Source organism: Streptomyces agglomeratus (assembly GCF_001746415.1).
Lineage (GTDB): Bacteria > Actinomycetota > Actinomycetes > Streptomycetales > Streptomycetaceae > Streptomyces > Streptomyces agglomeratus.
Genome location: NZ_MEHJ01000001.1, coordinates 3,182,860 through 3,199,060, shown reverse-complemented (window position 1 = coordinate 3,199,060; position 16,201 = coordinate 3,182,860). Strand labels below are relative to the sequence as shown.

At 69.7% G+C, this 16,201-nt stretch carries 12 protein-coding genes; all 12 read left to right on the top strand.

Going from position 1 to position 16,201, the window contains the following annotated elements; translation table 11 throughout:
• Window positions 1-68: 68 nt before the first annotated feature.
• The gene (locus tag AS594_RS13530; RefSeq protein WP_069927282.1) at window positions 69-1,316 is read left to right on the top strand and encodes an amidohydrolase; all 1,248 of its coding nucleotides are present in this window, start codon (window positions 69-71) and stop codon (window positions 1,314-1,316) included.
• 137 nt (window positions 1,317-1,453) lie between these two features.
• Window positions 1,454-2,497 carry a BMP family lipoprotein gene (locus AS594_RS13525; RefSeq protein WP_069932917.1) on the top strand — a complete coding sequence of 348 codons (1,044 nt, stop codon included), beginning with the start codon at window positions 1,454-1,456 and terminating at the stop codon, window positions 2,495-2,497.
• Between the two features lie 243 nt (window positions 2,498-2,740).
• Window positions 2,741-4,267 carry an ABC transporter ATP-binding protein gene (locus tag AS594_RS13520; RefSeq protein ID WP_069930499.1) on the top strand — a complete coding sequence of 509 codons (1,527 nt, stop codon included), beginning with the start codon at window positions 2,741-2,743 and terminating at the stop codon, window positions 4,265-4,267.
• A complete protein-coding gene (locus AS594_RS13515) occupies window positions 4,267-5,379 on the top strand; it encodes an ABC transporter permease (protein WP_069927280.1) in 1,113 nt (370 codons plus the stop codon). Before AS594_RS13520 ends, AS594_RS13515 begins: the two co-directional genes overlap by 1 nt.
• On the top strand, window positions 5,379-6,641 hold the full coding sequence (locus AS594_RS45400; RefSeq protein ID WP_069927279.1) for an ABC transporter permease: 1,263 nt from the start codon (window positions 5,379-5,381) through the stop codon (window positions 6,639-6,641). Before AS594_RS13515 ends, AS594_RS45400 begins: the two co-directional genes overlap by 1 nt.
• The gene (locus AS594_RS13505; RefSeq protein ID WP_069927278.1) at window positions 6,638-7,060 is read left to right on the top strand and encodes a cytidine deaminase; all 423 of its coding nucleotides are present in this window, start codon (window positions 6,638-6,640) and stop codon (window positions 7,058-7,060) included. The genes AS594_RS45400 and AS594_RS13505 overlap by 4 nt, the downstream gene beginning before the upstream one ends.
• A gap of 6 nt (window positions 7,061-7,066) precedes the next feature.
• Window positions 7,067-8,344: a thymidine phosphorylase gene (locus AS594_RS13500; protein WP_069927277.1), complete on the top strand. Its 1,278-nt coding sequence runs from the start codon at window positions 7,067-7,069 to the stop codon at window positions 8,342-8,344.
• 688 nt (window positions 8,345-9,032) lie between these two features.
• Window positions 9,033-9,278, top strand: coding sequence for a hypothetical protein (locus AS594_RS44645; RefSeq protein ID WP_167367940.1), 246 nt, complete (start codon window positions 9,033-9,035; stop codon window positions 9,276-9,278).
• A gap of 536 nt (window positions 9,279-9,814) precedes the next feature.
• Complete coding sequence (locus AS594_RS13495) at window positions 9,815-11,383, top strand: RICIN domain-containing protein (protein WP_069927276.1); 1,569 nt, start codon at window positions 9,815-9,817, stop codon at window positions 11,381-11,383.
• A 1,646-nt stretch (window positions 11,384-13,029) separates the two neighbouring features.
• Entirely contained in the window at window positions 13,030-13,299 is a 270-nt protein-coding gene (locus AS594_RS13485; protein ID WP_240509003.1) for an STAS domain-containing protein, read from the top strand.
• 274 nt (window positions 13,300-13,573) lie between these two features.
• On the top strand, window positions 13,574-14,749 hold the full coding sequence (locus tag AS594_RS13480; RefSeq protein WP_069935108.1) for a glycosyltransferase family 4 protein: 1,176 nt from the start codon (window positions 13,574-13,576) through the stop codon (window positions 14,747-14,749).
• On the top strand, window positions 14,746-16,200 hold the full coding sequence (locus AS594_RS13475; protein WP_069932920.1) for an exopolysaccharide biosynthesis polyprenyl glycosylphosphotransferase: 1,455 nt from the start codon (window positions 14,746-14,748) through the stop codon (window positions 16,198-16,200). The genes AS594_RS13480 and AS594_RS13475 overlap by 4 nt, the downstream gene beginning before the upstream one ends.
• Window position 16,201 lies beyond the last annotated feature (1 nt).

Genomic DNA, 16,201 nt, shown 5'->3' with positions numbered 1-16,201 from the left:
CCCCTATGCGGCTGAAGTTTTGTAGATCGCTGGTTAGTTACCCCCCAAAGGCGCCTACTCTTTCAGAGATGAGCCAGCTGATCTGCGAGTCCGAAGAAGCAGCGCTGCCGGGTATGGTCCAGCTCCCCGGCACGCTGCCCGAGACCCTGCGTCTCGAGCTGATCGCCTTCCGGCGTGACCTGCACATGCACCCGGAGCTCGGGAACCAGGAATTCCGCACCACCGCCGCGATCAAGGCCCGCCTGGAGAAGGCCGGCCTCGCGCCGCGCGTGCTGCCCACCGGCACCGGACTCATCTGCGACATCGGGACGGCCCCGGCGGGCCGGGACGCCGTACGACCGATCCTGGCCCTCCGCGCCGACATCGACGCGCTGCCCATCCCGGACACCAAGACGGGCGTTCCGTACCGCTCCACCGTCCCGGACCGCGCGCACGCCTGCGGCCACGACGTGCACACCACGGTGGTGCTCGGCGCCGGTCTGGTCCTCGCCGAGCTGGACCGCCAGGGCCTGCTGCCGCAGCCGGTGCGGCTGATCTTCCAGCCCGCCGAGGAGATGATGCCCGGCGGCGCGCTCGGCGTGATCGAGGCAGGCGGCCTCAACGGCGTGGGCAAGATCATCGCCGTCCACTGCGACCCCAAGGTCGACGCCGGCCGCATCGGCCTGCGTACGGGCCCGATCACCTCGGCCTGCGACCGGCTGGAGGTCTCGCTGGACGGCCCCGGCGGCCACACCGCCCGCCCGCACCTCACCACCGACCTGGTCACGGCCGTCGCCAGGGTCGCCACCGACGTCCCCGCGCTGGTCGCCCGCCGCGTCGACGCGCGCGCCGGGCTGGCCGTCACCTGGGGCCGCATCGAGTCCGGGCACGCCTGCAACGTCATCCCGCAGCGCGCCGAACTGGCCGGCACCGTCCGCTGCCTGGACCTCGACGCCTGGCACGAGGCACCGGATCTGATCCACGCCGCGATCGACGAGATCGCGACGCTGCACGGCGCCAAGTCGGAGATCAACTACGTCCGCGGCGTCCCGCCCGTCGTGAACGAGCACGCCGTCACCGAGCTGCTCACCGACGCCATGGCCGCCAGGCGCGGACTGCACGCGATCGAGGACACCGAGCAGAGCCTGGGCGGCGAGGACTTCTCCTGGTACCTGGAGCAGGTTCCCGGCGCGATGGCCCGTCTCGGTGTGCGCACGCCTGGCGACACGGCCCGGCGGGACCTGCATCGTGGTGATTTCGACGTGGACGAGGCCGCGATCGAGGCCGGAGTCGAACTCTTCACAGCCGCCGCGCTCCTCGACGGACACCGTTCGTAATCAGCCACGCCGCCTTCCGTTCACGACGATCCGATAACAGCTGTCGTACGGTCGCTTATCCGGCATCTACGCGCGTTACGATCGCCGCGAAACCAGCGCCGGCAGAGGCGCTTCGGTCAGGTCGAAGGAGCCCTCCCTTGCGCCGCGTAACCAGGCTTGCCACTGTGGCAATCGCGTCCACAGCTCTCGCACTCTCCGCCACCGCGTGTGGCAAGACGTCGGACTCCGGTTCCGACTCCAAGGAAGCCAGCGCCGCCATCGCGTACGACATCGGCGGCCGTGGCGACCAGTCCTTCAACGACGCGGCGTACGCCGGTCTGGCGAAGGCCGAGAAGGACCTGGACATCAAGGGCAACGACCAGGAGCCCAACGAGGGCGAGTCGGACGCCGACAAGGTCCAGCGCCTCACCGGACTGGCCCGCGCCGGCAACAACCCGGTGATCGGTGTCGGCTTCGCCTACGCCCCGGCCATAAAGAAGGTCGCGCCGAAGTTCCCGAAGACCACCTTCGGCATCATCGACGACACCTCGGTGACCGGTAAGAACATCGCCAACATGGTGTTCAACGAGGAGCAGGGCTCCTACCTCGCCGGCGTCGCCGCCGCCAAGGCCACCAAGACCAACAAGGTCGGCTTCATCGGTGGTGTCGAGGTCCCGCTGATCAAGAAGTTCGAGGCGGGCTTCGCCCAGGGCGTCAAGGACACCAACCCCAAGGTCCAGGTGCGCACGCAGTACCTGACGCAGCCGCCGAACTTCGACGGCTTCTCCAAGCCCGACCTCGGCAAGGCCGCCGCCCAGGGCCAGCTCGACAAGGGCGCCGACGTGATCTACCACGCCGCGGGTCTCGCGGGCTCCGGCTCGATCGAGGCGGCCGCCACGGACGGCAAGTGGGCCATCGGCGTCGACTCGGACCAGTACAACCAGGAGGGTCTGGCCAAGTACAAGGCCAAGATCCTGACGTCCGTCACCAAGGACGTCTCCGACGCGGTCTACAACCTGATCAAGTCGGTCAAGGACGGCAAGCCGCAGAGCGGTGAGGTCCGCTACGGCCTCGACAAGGACGGCGTCGGCCTCTCCGACTCCAACCCCGAGTACCAGAAGATGACGGACCTCATCGCCGCCGTCGAAAAGGCGAAGGCCGACATCATCGCGGGCAAGATCAAGGTCAAGACCGCGCCGTAGGGCCTCCGGCCACGACGTGTGACCCCGGGGGACCGGGGAGGCGCTGTACGTCGCCTCCCCGGCCCCCGGGCCACGTCCGGGCCAGCTCTTTTCGTCATTCGGCAGCGCTACGCGCGTAGACGCTCCGGCGGCACGATAGTTTCGCCGCGCCCTGCCCTCCTTCCCCTGCCCGCCCGCCCTCCCGCTCCTTTCCGCCAAGGAGAGTGCGTCATCAACGCGTCCAGCCCGCCCCCCGCCGTAGAACTGCACGGCATCACCAAGCGCTTCCCCGGCGTCGTCGCCAACCACGACATCGACATCACCATCCGCAAGGGCACCGTGCACGCCCTCGTCGGTGAGAACGGTGCCGGCAAGTCGACCCTGATGAAGATCCTCTACGGCATGCAGAAGCCGGACGAGGGCACCATCACCATCGACGGCGAGCAGGCCACTTTCCACAGCCCCGCCGACGCCATCGCCCGCGGCATCGGCATGGTGCACCAGCACTTCATGCTCGCCGACAACCTCACCGTCCTGGAGAACGTGGTTCTCGGCGGCGAGAAGCTGTACGGCATCGGCAGCAAGGCCCGTAACAAGATCAAGGAGATCTCGGAGGCGTACGGACTGAACGTGCGCCCCGACGCCCTGGTCGAGAACCTCGGTGTCGCCGACCGCCAGCGCGTGGAGATCATCAAGGTCCTCTACCGCGGCGCCCGCATCCTCATCCTCGACGAGCCGACCGCCGTGCTCGTCCCGCAGGAGGTCGACGCGCTCTTCGCCAACCTCCGCGAGCTCAAGTCCGAGGGCCTGACGGTCATCTTCATCTCGCACAAGCTGGGCGAGGTCCTGTCGGTCGCCGACGACATCACCGTCATCAGGCGCGGCACGACCGTGGGCACCGCCGACCCGGCGAACACCACCCCCAAGCAGCTCGCCGAGCTGATGGTCGGCAGCGAACTGCCGTCGCCCGAGACCCGCGAGTCGACGGTCACCGACGTGCCGATGCTCCGCATCGAGAACCTCCAGCTGAACGCCACGGACCCCGACGGCGCCGTACGCGAGGTGCTCGCCGGTATCACCCTGACCATCCACAAGGGCGAGGTCCTCGGCATCGCGGGTGTCGAGGGCAACGGCCAGGCGGAACTGGTCGAGGCGATCATGGGCCTGCGCAATCCTGACGGCGGCGTCGTCACCCTCGACGACACCGACATCTCGCACGCGCCGACCCGCAAGCGCCGCGAGAGCGGCATCGGTTACATCCCCGAGGACCGCCACCGCCACGGCCTGCTGCTCGAAGCGCCGCTGTGGGAGAACCGCATCCTCGGCCACGTCACCGAGGAGCCCAACTCCAAGCGCGGGCTGCTCGACCTGAAGGCGGCCCGGACCGACACCGAGCGGATCGTGCGCGAGTACGACGTCCGTACGCCCGGCATCGAGGTCACGGCGGCCTCCCTGTCCGGCGGCAACCAGCAGAAGCTGATCGTCGGCCGCGAGATGAGCCACGCTCCCAAGCTGCTCATCGCCGCGCACCCCACGCGCGGTGTGGACGTCGGCGCGCAGGCGCAGATCTGGGACCAGATCCGCGAGGCGCGCCGCGAGGGACTGGCCGTACTGCTGATCTCCGCCGACCTGGACGAGCTCATCGGGCTCTCCGACACCCTGCGGGTCATGTACCGCGGCCGCCTGGTCGCGGACGCCGACCCGGCCACCATCACCCCGGAGGAGCTGGGCTCGGCCATGACCGGCGCCGCCAGCGGTCATCTGGAGCACGCCCCGGAGGACGAGGCCTGATGAAGAAATTCGACAAGGACCGGCTGATCCTGGGCCTCGCCGGCCCGGTGCTCGCGCTGGTCGTCGCCGTCGCACTCACCTCGGTGGTGCTGCTCGCCTCGGGCCGCGACCCGTTCGAGCCGTACAAGCTGATGGTCGAGAGCGCGCAGTACGCCGACATCCAGGTGCTCATCCTGAACCAGGCCGGCACGTACTACCTGGCGGCGCTCGCCGTCGCCGTCGGCTTCCGCATGAACCTGTTCAACATCGGCGTCGACGGCCAGTACCGGCTCGCAGCGATGATGGCGGCGCTCGTCGGCGCGGCCGTCGAGCTGCCCGGCCCGCTGCACATCGCGCTGATCGTGCTCGTCGCCATGCTGACCGGCGCCTTCTGGGCCGGTATCGCCGGTGTCCTCAAGACCCTGCGCGGGGTGAGCGAGGTCGTCTCGACGATCATGCTCAACGCCATCGCCACCAGCCTGATCGCCTGGCTGATCCTCACCGACAACTTCGGTGTCCAGCTGGAGGGCTCCAACGACCTCACCACGGGTGAGATCGCGGAGTCCGGCTGGTTCCCGAGCGTCGACATGGGCGACGGCGGCGAGATCTACGGCTTCACCTTCGTCGCCTTCGCGCTCGGCATCGTCTATTGGTTCGTCCTCAACCGCACCCGCTTCGGCTTCGACCTGCGCGCCACCGGCGCCAGCGAGAGCGCCGCCGCGGCCTCCGGTGTCGACGCCAAGAAGATGATCCTCACCGCGATGCTGATCTCCGGCGGTGTGGCCGGCCTGGCCGGTATGCCGACGCTGCTCGGCGACACCCACACGTACAGCCTCAGCTTCCCGACCGGAATCGGCTTCACGGGCATCACCATCGCCCTGCTCGGCCGCAACAACCCGGTCGGCATCTTCTTCAGCGCGCTGCTGATCGCGTTCCTGGACAAGGCGTCCGCCTCTCTCGACCAGTACGGGTACGAGAAGGAGATCGCCACGATCATGCAGGGGCTCATCGTGATCGCGGTCGTCGTCAGTTACGAACTCGTCCGCCGCTACGGGCTCCGCCGCCAGCAGCAGAAGGTGGGCGAGGAGCTCGCCGCAGCCGCCCGCAAGAACCGTGAGGAGGTGGCGGCGTAATGAGTACCAGCACTGTCTCCGCCGTGAGCGCGGCGCCCAAGAAGAGCGCCCGCCGCAAGCTGTCCGTACCCGTCATCCTGCTGATCATCGCGGGCGCGCTGGCGCTGGTCTCGCTGGTCCGCCTCATCAGCGGCGCCGACGACTTGACCTCCGTCGGCCAGGTATCCGGCGCGCTCCAGCTCGCCATCCCGATCGGCCTCGCCGGTCTCGGCGGCCTGTGGGCCGAGCGCGCGGGCGTCGTCAACATCGGCCTCGAAGGCATGATGATCCTGGGCACCTGGTTCGGCGCGTACGCCGGTTACCAGTGGGGCCCGTGGTCCGGTGTCGCCCTCGGCATCCTCGGCGGCGCGCTCGGCGGTCTGCTGCACGCGATCATCACGGTCACCTTCGGCGTGAACCACATCGTCTCCGGTGTGGCCATCAACATCCTCGCCGTCGGCGTCACCCGCTACCTGTCGAACTTCACGTTCGACGAGGCCCCGGGCGGCTCCTCGAAGCAGTCACCGCGCATCGACGAGATCACCAAGATCACCATTCCGGGGCTCTCCGACTGGTTGCGCGACATCCAGGGCAAACACTGGTTCTTCGTCTCCGACCTCGCCGGAGTCCTCGGCGGTCTGGTCACCAACCTCTCGCTGCTGACGATCGTCGCGCTGCTGCTGATCCCGGCCACCATCTGGGTCCTGTGGCACACGGCGTTCGGCCTGCGGCTGCGGTCCTGCGGTGAGAACCCGGTGGCGGCCGAGTCCCTCGGTGTCAACGTCTACAAGTACAAGTACATCGCCGTGGTCGTCTCCGGCGGCCTCGCCGGCCTCGCGGGCGCCTTCCTGGCCATCGTCGCGACCGGCATCTACCAGGAGGGCCAGACCGGCGGCCGCGGCTACATCGGTCTCGCAGCGATGATCTTCGGCAACTGGATGCCGGGCGGAATGGCGCTCGGCGCGGGCCTCTTCGGCTTCACCGACAGCCTCAAGCTGCGCGGCGGCGCCGAGAACGTCCACGCGATGCTGCTCCTGCTGGCGATCCTGCTGATGCTCGTCGTCTTCTGGCAGCTGTACAAGAAGAAGTACCTGCCCGCGGCGATCTCCGCCGTGGCCGCGGTGCTGCTCTTCGTCTGGTACTCGTTCACCGACGAGGTCCCGAGCCAGTTCGTGGACGCGGCGCCGTACGTCACCACGCTGCTCGTCCTGGCGCTCTCCGCGCAACGGCTGCGCATGCCGAAGGCGAACGGCATGCCGTACCGGAAGGGCCAGGGCAAGTGACGGACGCCGCGGCACCGGCCGACTGGGAAGCCCTGCGCAAGGCGGCGCGCGAGGCGATGTCCCACGCGTACGCCCCCTACTCGGGCTTCCCGGTCGGCGCCGCGGCCCTCGTCGACGACGGCCGCACGGTCACCGGCTGCAACGTGGAGAACGCCTCGTACGGCCTCTCCCTGTGCGCCGAGTGCGGCCTCGTCTCGCAGCTCAACGCCACCGGCGGCGGCCGCCTGACGCACTTCACCTGCGTCGACGGCCGGGGCGACATCCTCATGCCCTGCGGCCGCTGCCGGCAGCTGCTGTACGAATTCGGCGGCCCCGCGCTGCTGCTCGACACGTCGGCGGGTATCCGTACCCTCGCCGACATGCTCCCCGACGCCTTCGGCCCCCAGCACCTGGCGCCAGGCACCCCGGAAGGAACCTGAAACTGCATGGACGTCATCTCCGTCATCCGGACCAAGCGCGACAAGGGCGAACTGAGCCCCGAGCAGATCGACTGGGTCATCGACGCCTACACGCGCGGTGAGGTCGCCGACGAGCAGATGTCCGCCCTCGCGATGGCGATCCTGCTCAACGGCATGAACCGGGTCGAGATCGCCCGCTGGACCGCCGCGATGATTAACTCGGGCGAGCGGATGAACTTCGCCCAGCTCTCCCGCCCCACCGCCGACAAGCACTCCACCGGCGGCGTCGGCGACAAGATCACGTTGCCGCTCGCGCCGATCGTCGCCGCCTGCGGCGCGGCCGTGCCCCAGCTCTCCGGCCGGGGCCTCGGCCACACCGGCGGCACGCTCGACAAGCTGGAGTCCATCCCCGGCTGGCGTGCCCTGCTCTCCAACGAGGAGATGCTCGACGTCCTCGACTCCACCGGCGCCGTCATCTGCGCGGCGGGCGACGGGCTGGCCCCGGCGGACAAGAAGCTGTACGCGCTGCGCGACGTCACCGGCACGGTCGAGGCGATCCCGCTGATCGCCTCCTCCATCATGTCCAAGAAGATCGCCGAGGGTACGGGCTCGCTCGTCCTGGACGTGAAGGTCGGCTCTGGCGCCTTCATGAAGAACATCGAGGACGCCCGCGAACTGGCCTCGACCATGGTGGGCCTCGGCACCGACCACGGCGTGCGCACGGTCGCGCTGCTCACCGACATGTCGACCCCTCTCGGCCTGACTGCGGGCAACGCCCTGGAGGTCCGCGAGTCGGTCGAGGTCCTGGCGGGCGGCGGCCCGTCCGACGTCGTCGAACTCACCCTCGCGCTCGCCCGCGAGATGCTCGACGCAGCGGGCCTGAAGGACGCCGACCCGGCCAAGGCCCTCGCCGACGGCTCCGCGATGGACGTCTGGCGCCGCATGATCGCGGCCCAGGGCGGCGACCCGGACGCGGCCCTGCCGGTCGCCCGGGAGCAGCACGTCGTCCACGCGTCGGAGTCCGGCGTCCTCACCACCCTGGACGCGTACGCCGTGGGCGTCGCCGCCTGGCGCCTCGGCGCCGGCCGCGCGCGCAAGGAGGACCAGGTCCAGGCGGGCGCGGGCATCGAGCTCCACGCCAAGCCGGGGGACAGGGTCACCGCCGGGCAGCGTCTGATGACCCTGCACACGGACACCCCGGAGAAGTTCGAGTACGCCCTGGAAGCGCTGAACGGCGGGGTCTTCACGTCCCCCGAGGGCACCGAGTTCACCCCGAACCCGATCGTGCTGGGCCGCATCGCGTAACGACGGGCGCGAGTGGGCGGGGCCGGTGGATTCCACCGGCCCCGTTCTCGTTCGCCCACGCGGCGGCGTCGTCCGGGCAGCGGCGCGGGCGACGAACCTCTTGAGGCACCGCATGATGTCCTTGGTGGACATGCCCTCGGTGGTGCGTCTGGCGACGTAGTCCCGGGTCCGTTGGTCGTGCCGCATGCGGACCGCTGTACGGGGGCCGTGCGGCTTGGGCGAAGTGCGGGACGACGGCCTTGGCCCCGGCGGCGACTTCGTCCGACAGGGCGCTGCTGCGCGGGTGGGCTCGACCAGGAGCACGGGGTTGCGACTGGGGTTGCGCCTACCTGTTGCGACTGGGGTTGCGCCTGCTGTTGCGCGACCCGGAGCGCTGTCCCCGTGTCCACGCAGGTCACCACGCGGTTTCGCCGTGGCCGGACCGCTGACATCCCCGTTACGGCCGCTTTCGCCCATGTCCCCTGGCTGGAGTGAAGGAGAAAGGGACGGGCGGGATGGGCGGCACGGCCGCGGCCGGGGGCCGGGGCGTGCTCAGCCGGTTGCGCGTCGGCCGGGGCCGCCGCACCTCGCCGCCGTCAGCCCGGCGGCGGAGCCGGGACGGAAGCCGCCGGCGCCCCGGTGCTGTCCTTCGGTGCTGAGTCCCACCAAGGGGTGAGGCGGGAGAGTCCCGCTGGATGGAGGTACCCCTGTGATCGTCCGACTCCTGGGTGGCCCGCTCGCCGGGATCGAGCTGGAGACCACCGACGCCTGGGTCGGCCAGTGGCTCACGGCCGGTGACGCCGACTGGGGCCTGTACGTTCCCGCGACCCGGCGACCGGCACCGTCCTGGCGGAGGCCCGGGTCACCAGCCCGCGCCGCCGGTAGCCGGCCGCCCCAGCACCCGCTGCAACACCGAGCCCTGCTGCCCCGGACCTGCTGCGACCGAGGATCCTAGTTGGCGGGTGTTGCCCCCTTCGGTGCACGTCGTTTGCTGGCGGAGGGAGCTGATTGGCGGATCTTGAGGGCGATAGTTGACGGGCCCATATCCGTCGTAGTCACGGTGTGTGATCAATGGTGGCGACCACGTGTCTGGCGAGGTCTTCGAGGGCCTTGCAGAGCCCCGTTGACGCTGGGGAGTGGTGCCATTGCCGCTGATCTCACCCGAGCGGGACCCCCGGCGAAAAGCCGTGGAGGGTCCGGCTCGTAGAGCGTCCGGGCCCGCACGGTGAGGTGCCGCCCTTTCTCCCCAGGGCTGCGGTGCTGCCTCCGGACCGCACTGAAGGGTTCCCGCAGGCGCTGACGCATCGGAGACCTTGGTCTCCCGCCGGTCACAACCTGGCAATTTGGCTGCGCGCTGGTGACCGGCCAGTAATGGCCGGTTGCTTGACCTGTCTGACCTGCACCTTGAGCGCCTAGCTTCCAGATGTCCGGCCCGCAGCACACACCGCTGCGGGCCCATGAAGCGGCACAGCCGAAGCTCAAGGAGCGACGATGAAAACAATCAGAAGAAAAACCGCGAGACTTCTCCTCGCGCCCGCTGTTGCTCTGGGGCTGTTCGCGCCGGTCCTCGCCGCTGCCCCGGCCGCCGCTGCCCCGGCCGGCGCGGCGGCGGACGAGGCGTACACCTTCACCAACCCCCACGGCACCCTCAACTCCACTGGAAACAACGACGGCAATCAGATCTCTGTCACCCCCGACGGGATGAACTACAAGCAGTGGCGGCTCATAAAGCTCAGCAGTCCCGGCCAGTTCAACATCGCCAGCACGTCCTCCGGGAAGTGCATCTACGCGACCCAGCCCGCCACTCAGAGGTCGTGCGGCCAGGACGGTCAGCAGTGGCACTTCCGCCCCGTCGACGGCAAGCCGAACACCTTCGGCATCATCCGCCGTGCGGAAACGGGCACTGAGTCTTGCATGGACAACCGTGGCGGCCTCCACCTGTGGGGCATCCTGGCCCAGCCCAACGTCTGCAACGGCAGCGCGAGCCAGCAGTGGACGCTGCCCGAGTACAAGGCAGCCGAAGCCAGAAGCCTCGCCCTGGACTACTACAGCGACCTGTGTTCCAAGAAGATCTCCACCTGCTCGTGGAAGCAGAGCTCCGAAGGCCAGCCCGAGGTACTGCCCAGGCGTCCCGCTTCTTCGGTCTGGTTCAACGACACCAGTACCACGATGACCCAGATCTTCACCACGATCTATCACTCCGGCTGGGCCCAGTCGTTCTCAGCTGGCCTGTCGACCTCAGTCGGAGTCTCCACCCCTGTCCAGGCCATGATCAGCAACCAGCTGACCGCGACGCAGACGTACACCTCGGACGAGTCGACGATCAACGGCATCTCCGTGACCGTCCCTCCCAAGAGTTACGCCTGGGTCGACTTCGCCGCCGTCGGCAAGAAGGTCACCGGCACCTGGACGTTCAACACCGACAACCAGCCATGGACGACCGACGCGACCGTCACGGTCCCGGTCATCAAGTCCACGGCCGGCACGACGATGTACGTCGCCCGTACGAACGCGAACCCTCCCGGCAGTGGCTCCACCAGCGACGACGTCAAGCCCACCGTCATCGCGAAGACCGCGTCCGCCGTCATGGACGTGCCCGCAGGCGGCAAGCTGACCGCCGTACAGGGCGGCGTCAGGGTCAGTGACGCGGACGGTGCGACCATTGCGACGGTCATGCCCGGCGCCGTCACCGACACCAACGGCGTCATCCACAAGGCCGCTCTCGCGGTGGAAGGCACCACCGTCACTCAGACCATCGAAGGCGTACCCGGCGACACCATCACTGGAACCATGTCGCCCCCGACCTTCTCCCTGGGCGACGGCACTCCCGCCGGTTATACCTCCGCCAAGAAGAGCACCCGGACGATGGCAGCGGCGACCTTCAGCGCCTCCCAGGACAGCGACGCGTACGACAAGTGCATGGCCGCGAAGATCGGCACCAGCATCGTCAGCGGAGGCATCTCGGGCCTCCTTGGCGGTCCCCCCGGGGTTGCTGTAGGGATGATGACCGGCGCCTTCAGCGGCATCGTCATAGGAACGGTGACCTGCCCGAAGAAGTAGCCTGCCTCGCCAAATAAACGACCGTGTCCCCCGCTATCCAGCCAGCGGGGGGACACGGCCCTCTCGCGCCGGTTCACGTGCACGTGCCGCGAGCAGGCATGGTGATCAGGGTTCCGGGTGCCGTACGAAGTGCTTGAGGGCCAGTTCGACATCGATGTCTGCCCCGTGGCCTGGGCGTGCTCGACGACCGTGGTGTGGACCGCGAGCGCGGTTTTCACGGTCAGAGCGCCGGCCTGGATCGCCTCCCACGCCGCGCGCTCGAGATGGATCTAGTCGTCGGTCAGTTTCAGATGCCGCCGCTGCCGGATCGTACGGTGCATCACCACCTGCGTGGCGACAGGGCCCGATCTGCGGAACTGACCACAACCAGCGTTACGGAAGCAAGATCCGCCAACTACTGCGCTCGTCCGCCAAATAAGAATCTCGGTCGCACCTGCGGTGACAGGGTGAGAAGAGGGGCCGGGACATCCTCGTGCTCTGCGCCTGCCTCATACCGGCACCTCGGGCAGCAGCCCGTATCTTCTCAGTGGCGAGGCGACCCGATGAGCCAGCCTGCCCGCCGCCGTTAGGGACCGCTATATGCGGGCACACGCGGGGGAGTGGAGCAGAACAGGCCACTGGGGGCCGGCCGCAGTGGTTGGCGGTCGGCCCCCAGGCGTGTTCCGGCACGCCGGACCGGGCTGGGGGCGCCGACCCGCCCACCCCACATGAGAAGGCAAAACTGGAAGCGGGCCTTCCCGGTCCCAACGGACGCCGGCCCGGCGGCCGCGACCCCACCACCTCGGCTTCAACGGACAGGTGGGGGTTCGGCGGTCGGCCGCTGCGCAGCAATCCGGCTCCACCCGCGATGGTCGCCAATTGGCGACTGCTCCCCCGGCTGCCCGTGGCCGGTGCCCAGCCGGCCGTGGGCGGTGGTCACTGCGTCTGTCAGTCCGCACCCTCAGGAGCACGACGGTTGGAGCCGCGCCGCCCACAACGCCGTGAGCCGTGACGTCAGGTCGTGGCCGGCTGGGGCACCTCGAGGGCCTCGGCGACCCTGCGCGCCATCGCCGCCATGGGCGGCGAGAGGTAGCTGTCCAGGGAGTCGACGTCGTCGCACAGCTTGGCCCGCAGCCCGTGCAGGCACGCCTCGGTGAACAGCGTCTGCGGTTCGTCCTCGGGCTTCAGGGCCTCGTCGGCATATACCTGACCCCACGAGAAGCGCAGCTGCGCCTCAAGGTCGTCGGAGTGGGAAGTGGATCGCCCAGGATGCCGGCGAGCTCCTGCCGATCCGATTCACTGGGTCCGCTCGCCCGGCTGTGCTGCTGCCTGGTCTGCAGATATGACCGGAGGGTCTCCTCGGCTGTGCCGATGCGCTCGCAGTAGGCGGCGATCGCGGTCGAGGGATCTTCCGTCATCCAGTGCGCTTCAAGCCTTGCACCCCGTCCTTCAGGCGCTCTCGCGGGCCATGCCTAGCTCCCGCAGCACGCCCGAGCTGCTCCACCGTGAGCCGGTCTCGCCCGGTCTTGGTGTTGCTGTACCAGATGCCGAGTTTGGTCTCGGTCCCGTCGGGCAAGGTCTCCACCGCCTTCCGTGGCACCGTCCTGAAGACGCGGCCACCGATGAGTTACGGCCGTGGCGCGGGTCTCCCTCACGTGGATGCCGCTATGCCGACCGTTCTCGTCGTCGTCGGCCGGGTGACCCCGGCCGATGTCACCCGCCTGTGCGCCGAACTGGCCGGCCGGCTGGAGGGCACCTTCGTCACCGAAGTGATCTGTGACGTCGCCGGGCTGACCGATCCGGACCTCACCGCCGTCGACGCGCTCGCCCGCCTGCGGCTCACCGCCCGCCGGGCCGGCTGCCGCATGCGGCTGCACGGCGCCCGCCACGACCTGCTGGCACTGCTGCGTCTGGTCGGGCTCACCGACGTCGCCTGACGGCAGCGGGCGTTTGCGCCGGCCGTTTACTCCTTTCGACGCGATCACCCGATGGGCTGTTTCCGCAAAGGCGGACAACCCTCATTGACGCATGTCATCAACGGGTGAATGCGGTACCGCTCCAGGGCTCCAAATGGCGGAACAGGCGAGTTCAAGCGCGATTTTCTCACCGGCATTTGACAAAGTTCACTCCTGCTTTTGTCGCTTTGTTTCAAGGCCGGAATCCGCGTTGCTTTCTCGGTCAGTTCTAGCCCACGGACGAAGAGAGCCGCACTTGCTGCAACGAAGTTGGACGGAGCAGGGACAACTGACGGTTTTTCACCTGGTTCAGCCGGTGGACGGGGGAGTCGCACGCGTTGTCACGGATCTCGTCAGAGCGCAGACGAACGAAGGTCTGCGCACCGTTGTGGCCTGCCCACCGGGCGGCACGCTGGCCGCGGAGGCCGCCGCCGCCGGAGCGCGCGTCCACACCTGGCGGGCCGTACGGGCTCCCGGTGCCACATTGCCCGGTGAGGTCATGAGCGCCGCCGGGCTGATCCGGCAGAGCCGCCCGCACGTCGTACACGCCCACAGTGCGAAGGCCGGGCTGGCGGGCCGGCTCGCGGTACGCGGCCGGGTGCCGACGGTCTTCCAGCCCCACGCGTGGTCGTTCGAAGCCGTACGGGGCCGGGAAGCCGCGCTGGCCCTCACCTGGGAGCGGTACGGGAGCCGTTGGACGGCCAGGACGCTGTGCGTCAGCGAGAGCGAGCGCAGAACGGGCGAGGCGGCCGGCATCGCCGCCCGCTGGTCGGTGATCCGCAACGGTGTCGACCTGCGCCACTTCCGACCCGGCGGGGGCGAGAGCCGCGCCGCCGCCCGCGCCGCCCTCCCCCTGCTCTCCGGGCTGCCCGCCGGCACCCCTCTGGCGGTCTGCGTGGGCCGCCTGTGCCGCCAGAAGGGCCAGGACGTACTGCTGCGGGCCTGGCCCCGGGTGGCCGTGCCCGGCGCCCGGCTGGTCCTGGTGGGCGACGGCCCGGACCGCGACCGGCTGACGGCCCAGGCCCCTCGGGGCGTGCTGTTCGCGGGCGCCGGCCGGGACGTCCGCCCGTGGCTCCACGCGGCCGACGTCGTCGTACTGCCCTCCCGCTGGGAGGGGATGGCCCTCGCCCCCCTGGAGGCCATGGCCTCCGGTAGACCCGTGGTGCTGACCGACGTCAGCGGCGCCGCAGAAAGCCTGCCACCGGGCCAGGAAGCGCACTGCCTCGTCCCGCCGGAGGACCCGGCGGCGCTCGGCGCGGCGCTCACGACGCTGCTGGGCGACCCCGCACTGCGCGACTTGCTCGGCCGCGCGGCCCAGACCCACACCAGGGCGGCCCGCGACGTACGGAAGACCGCCGCGGCCGTCTCCGGTCTCTATCGGGAACTTCTCAGCACGCACCGACCCCTGACGAGGAAGCGCACCGAGCGATGACAACGGAGAGTGCATTCGCGCCCCACACCGCCCAGGCCACGGCCGTACCGCTCACGGTTCACCCACCCCGCAGCGCCACCGGCCGCCGCCCCGTCCCCCTCGCCCCACGGAGCATCCGCCGGCGCGGCCCCGTCGCGGGACTCCTCGCCGCCGACACACTCGCGGTGGCCCTCCCGCTGGCCCTGATGCCGTGGCCGGCCACGGTCCTCGCCCCCCTCCTGGCACTCACGCTCGCGCTGCACACCCACCACGGCCTCTACCGCCCGCGCCTGTCCCCCTCCGCGCTCTCGGAGCTCCCCACGCTCCTCCTCCTCGCCCTGGTCCAGTGGTACGCCACGGCCGAGGCCCTCGCGGCGTACGCCCCGCGCCACGCCGTGACCTGGAGTGTCCTGGCGCTCGCCGTCGCCGCGCAGACACTCCTCGGCTGCACCGGCCGCGCCCTCGTCTACCGGACCCGCCGCCGCACGGCCGTCCGCCGCCCGCAGTCGGCCCTGATCGTGGGCCGCGGCCCGGTCGCCCACCAGGTGACGGCGGCGCTGCAAGCCAGAGCGGAGTACGGACTGCGCCCGGTCGGCAGGGTCGACGAGACCCACACCTCACCCACGGACGGCCAGGACAAGCTGCCGGTACTGGCGACCCGCGAGGACGTGAGCCGGGCGGTCATCCAGAACTCCGTACGCCACGCCGTCTTCACCCACCCGTCCGAACAGACCCCCGGCACGGCCGAACTCGTCGCTCTGCTCTCCCAGCACGACTGCCGCCTGTGGCAGGTGGACGGCCGCACCCCCGCCGGCACCCCGCAGGAAGCCCGGGACCCGGACCACCTCTGGGGATTCGCCGTACGCCCCCTGCCCACAACCCCCGGCAGACCACTGTCCCGCGCGGCCAAACGGGCGATGGACGCCCTCGTCGCCGCCGTGGCCCTCCTCGTGGCCGCACCGGTCATGGCCGTGTGCGCCCTGGCCGTACGTCTCTCCGACGGCCCCGGCGTGATCTTCCGTCAGGAGCGCGTCGGCCGCGACGGGCGCCCGTTCACGCTCCTGAAGTTCCGTACGCTCCGCCCGGCCGACGAACACGAGTCGGCCACCCGCTGGAGCGTGGCCATGGACCGCCGCATGAGCGCGACGGGCAACATCCTCCGCCGCACGTCACTCGACGAACTCCCGCAGCTCTGGAACGTCCTGCGCGGCGACATGAGCCTGGTGGGCCCCCGCCCGGAACGCCCGTACTTCGTCACGAAGTTCAGCCACACCTACCCCGGCTACCAGGCCCGCCACCGGATGCCCGTGGGCATCACCGGCCTGGCCCAGGTCAACGGACTGCGCGGCGACACCTCGATCGAGGACCGGGCCCGCTTCGACAACCACTACATCGAGACCTGGTCGCTCTGGCAGGACGTGTGCATCCTCACGCGCACCGCCGCTTCCCTGTTCCGGCTCGGAGGCAGCTGAG

What these genes read in the sequence shown, in the direction of transcription:
- AS594_RS13530 (WP_069927282.1), top strand. Translation starts at nt 69, where the DNA reads ATGAGCCAGCTGATCTGCGAGTCCGAAGAAGCAGCGCTGCCGGGTATG.
- AS594_RS13515 (WP_069927280.1), top strand. Translation starts at nt 4,267, where the DNA reads ATGAAGAAATTCGACAAGGACCGGCTGATCCTGGGCCTCGCCGGCCCG.
- AS594_RS45400 (WP_069927279.1), top strand. Translation starts at nt 5,379, where the DNA reads ATGAGTACCAGCACTGTCTCCGCCGTGAGCGCGGCGCCCAAGAAGAGC.
- AS594_RS13500 (WP_069927277.1), top strand. Translation starts at nt 7,067, where the DNA reads ATGGACGTCATCTCCGTCATCCGGACCAAGCGCGACAAGGGCGAACTG.
- AS594_RS13495 (WP_069927276.1), top strand. Translation starts at nt 9,815, where the DNA reads ATGAAAACAATCAGAAGAAAAACCGCGAGACTTCTCCTCGCGCCCGCT.
- AS594_RS13485 (WP_240509003.1), top strand. Translation starts at nt 13,030, where the DNA reads ATGCCGACCGTTCTCGTCGTCGTCGGCCGGGTGACCCCGGCCGATGTC.
- AS594_RS13475 (WP_069932920.1), top strand. Translation starts at nt 14,746, where the DNA reads ATGACAACGGAGAGTGCATTCGCGCCCCACACCGCCCAGGCCACGGCC.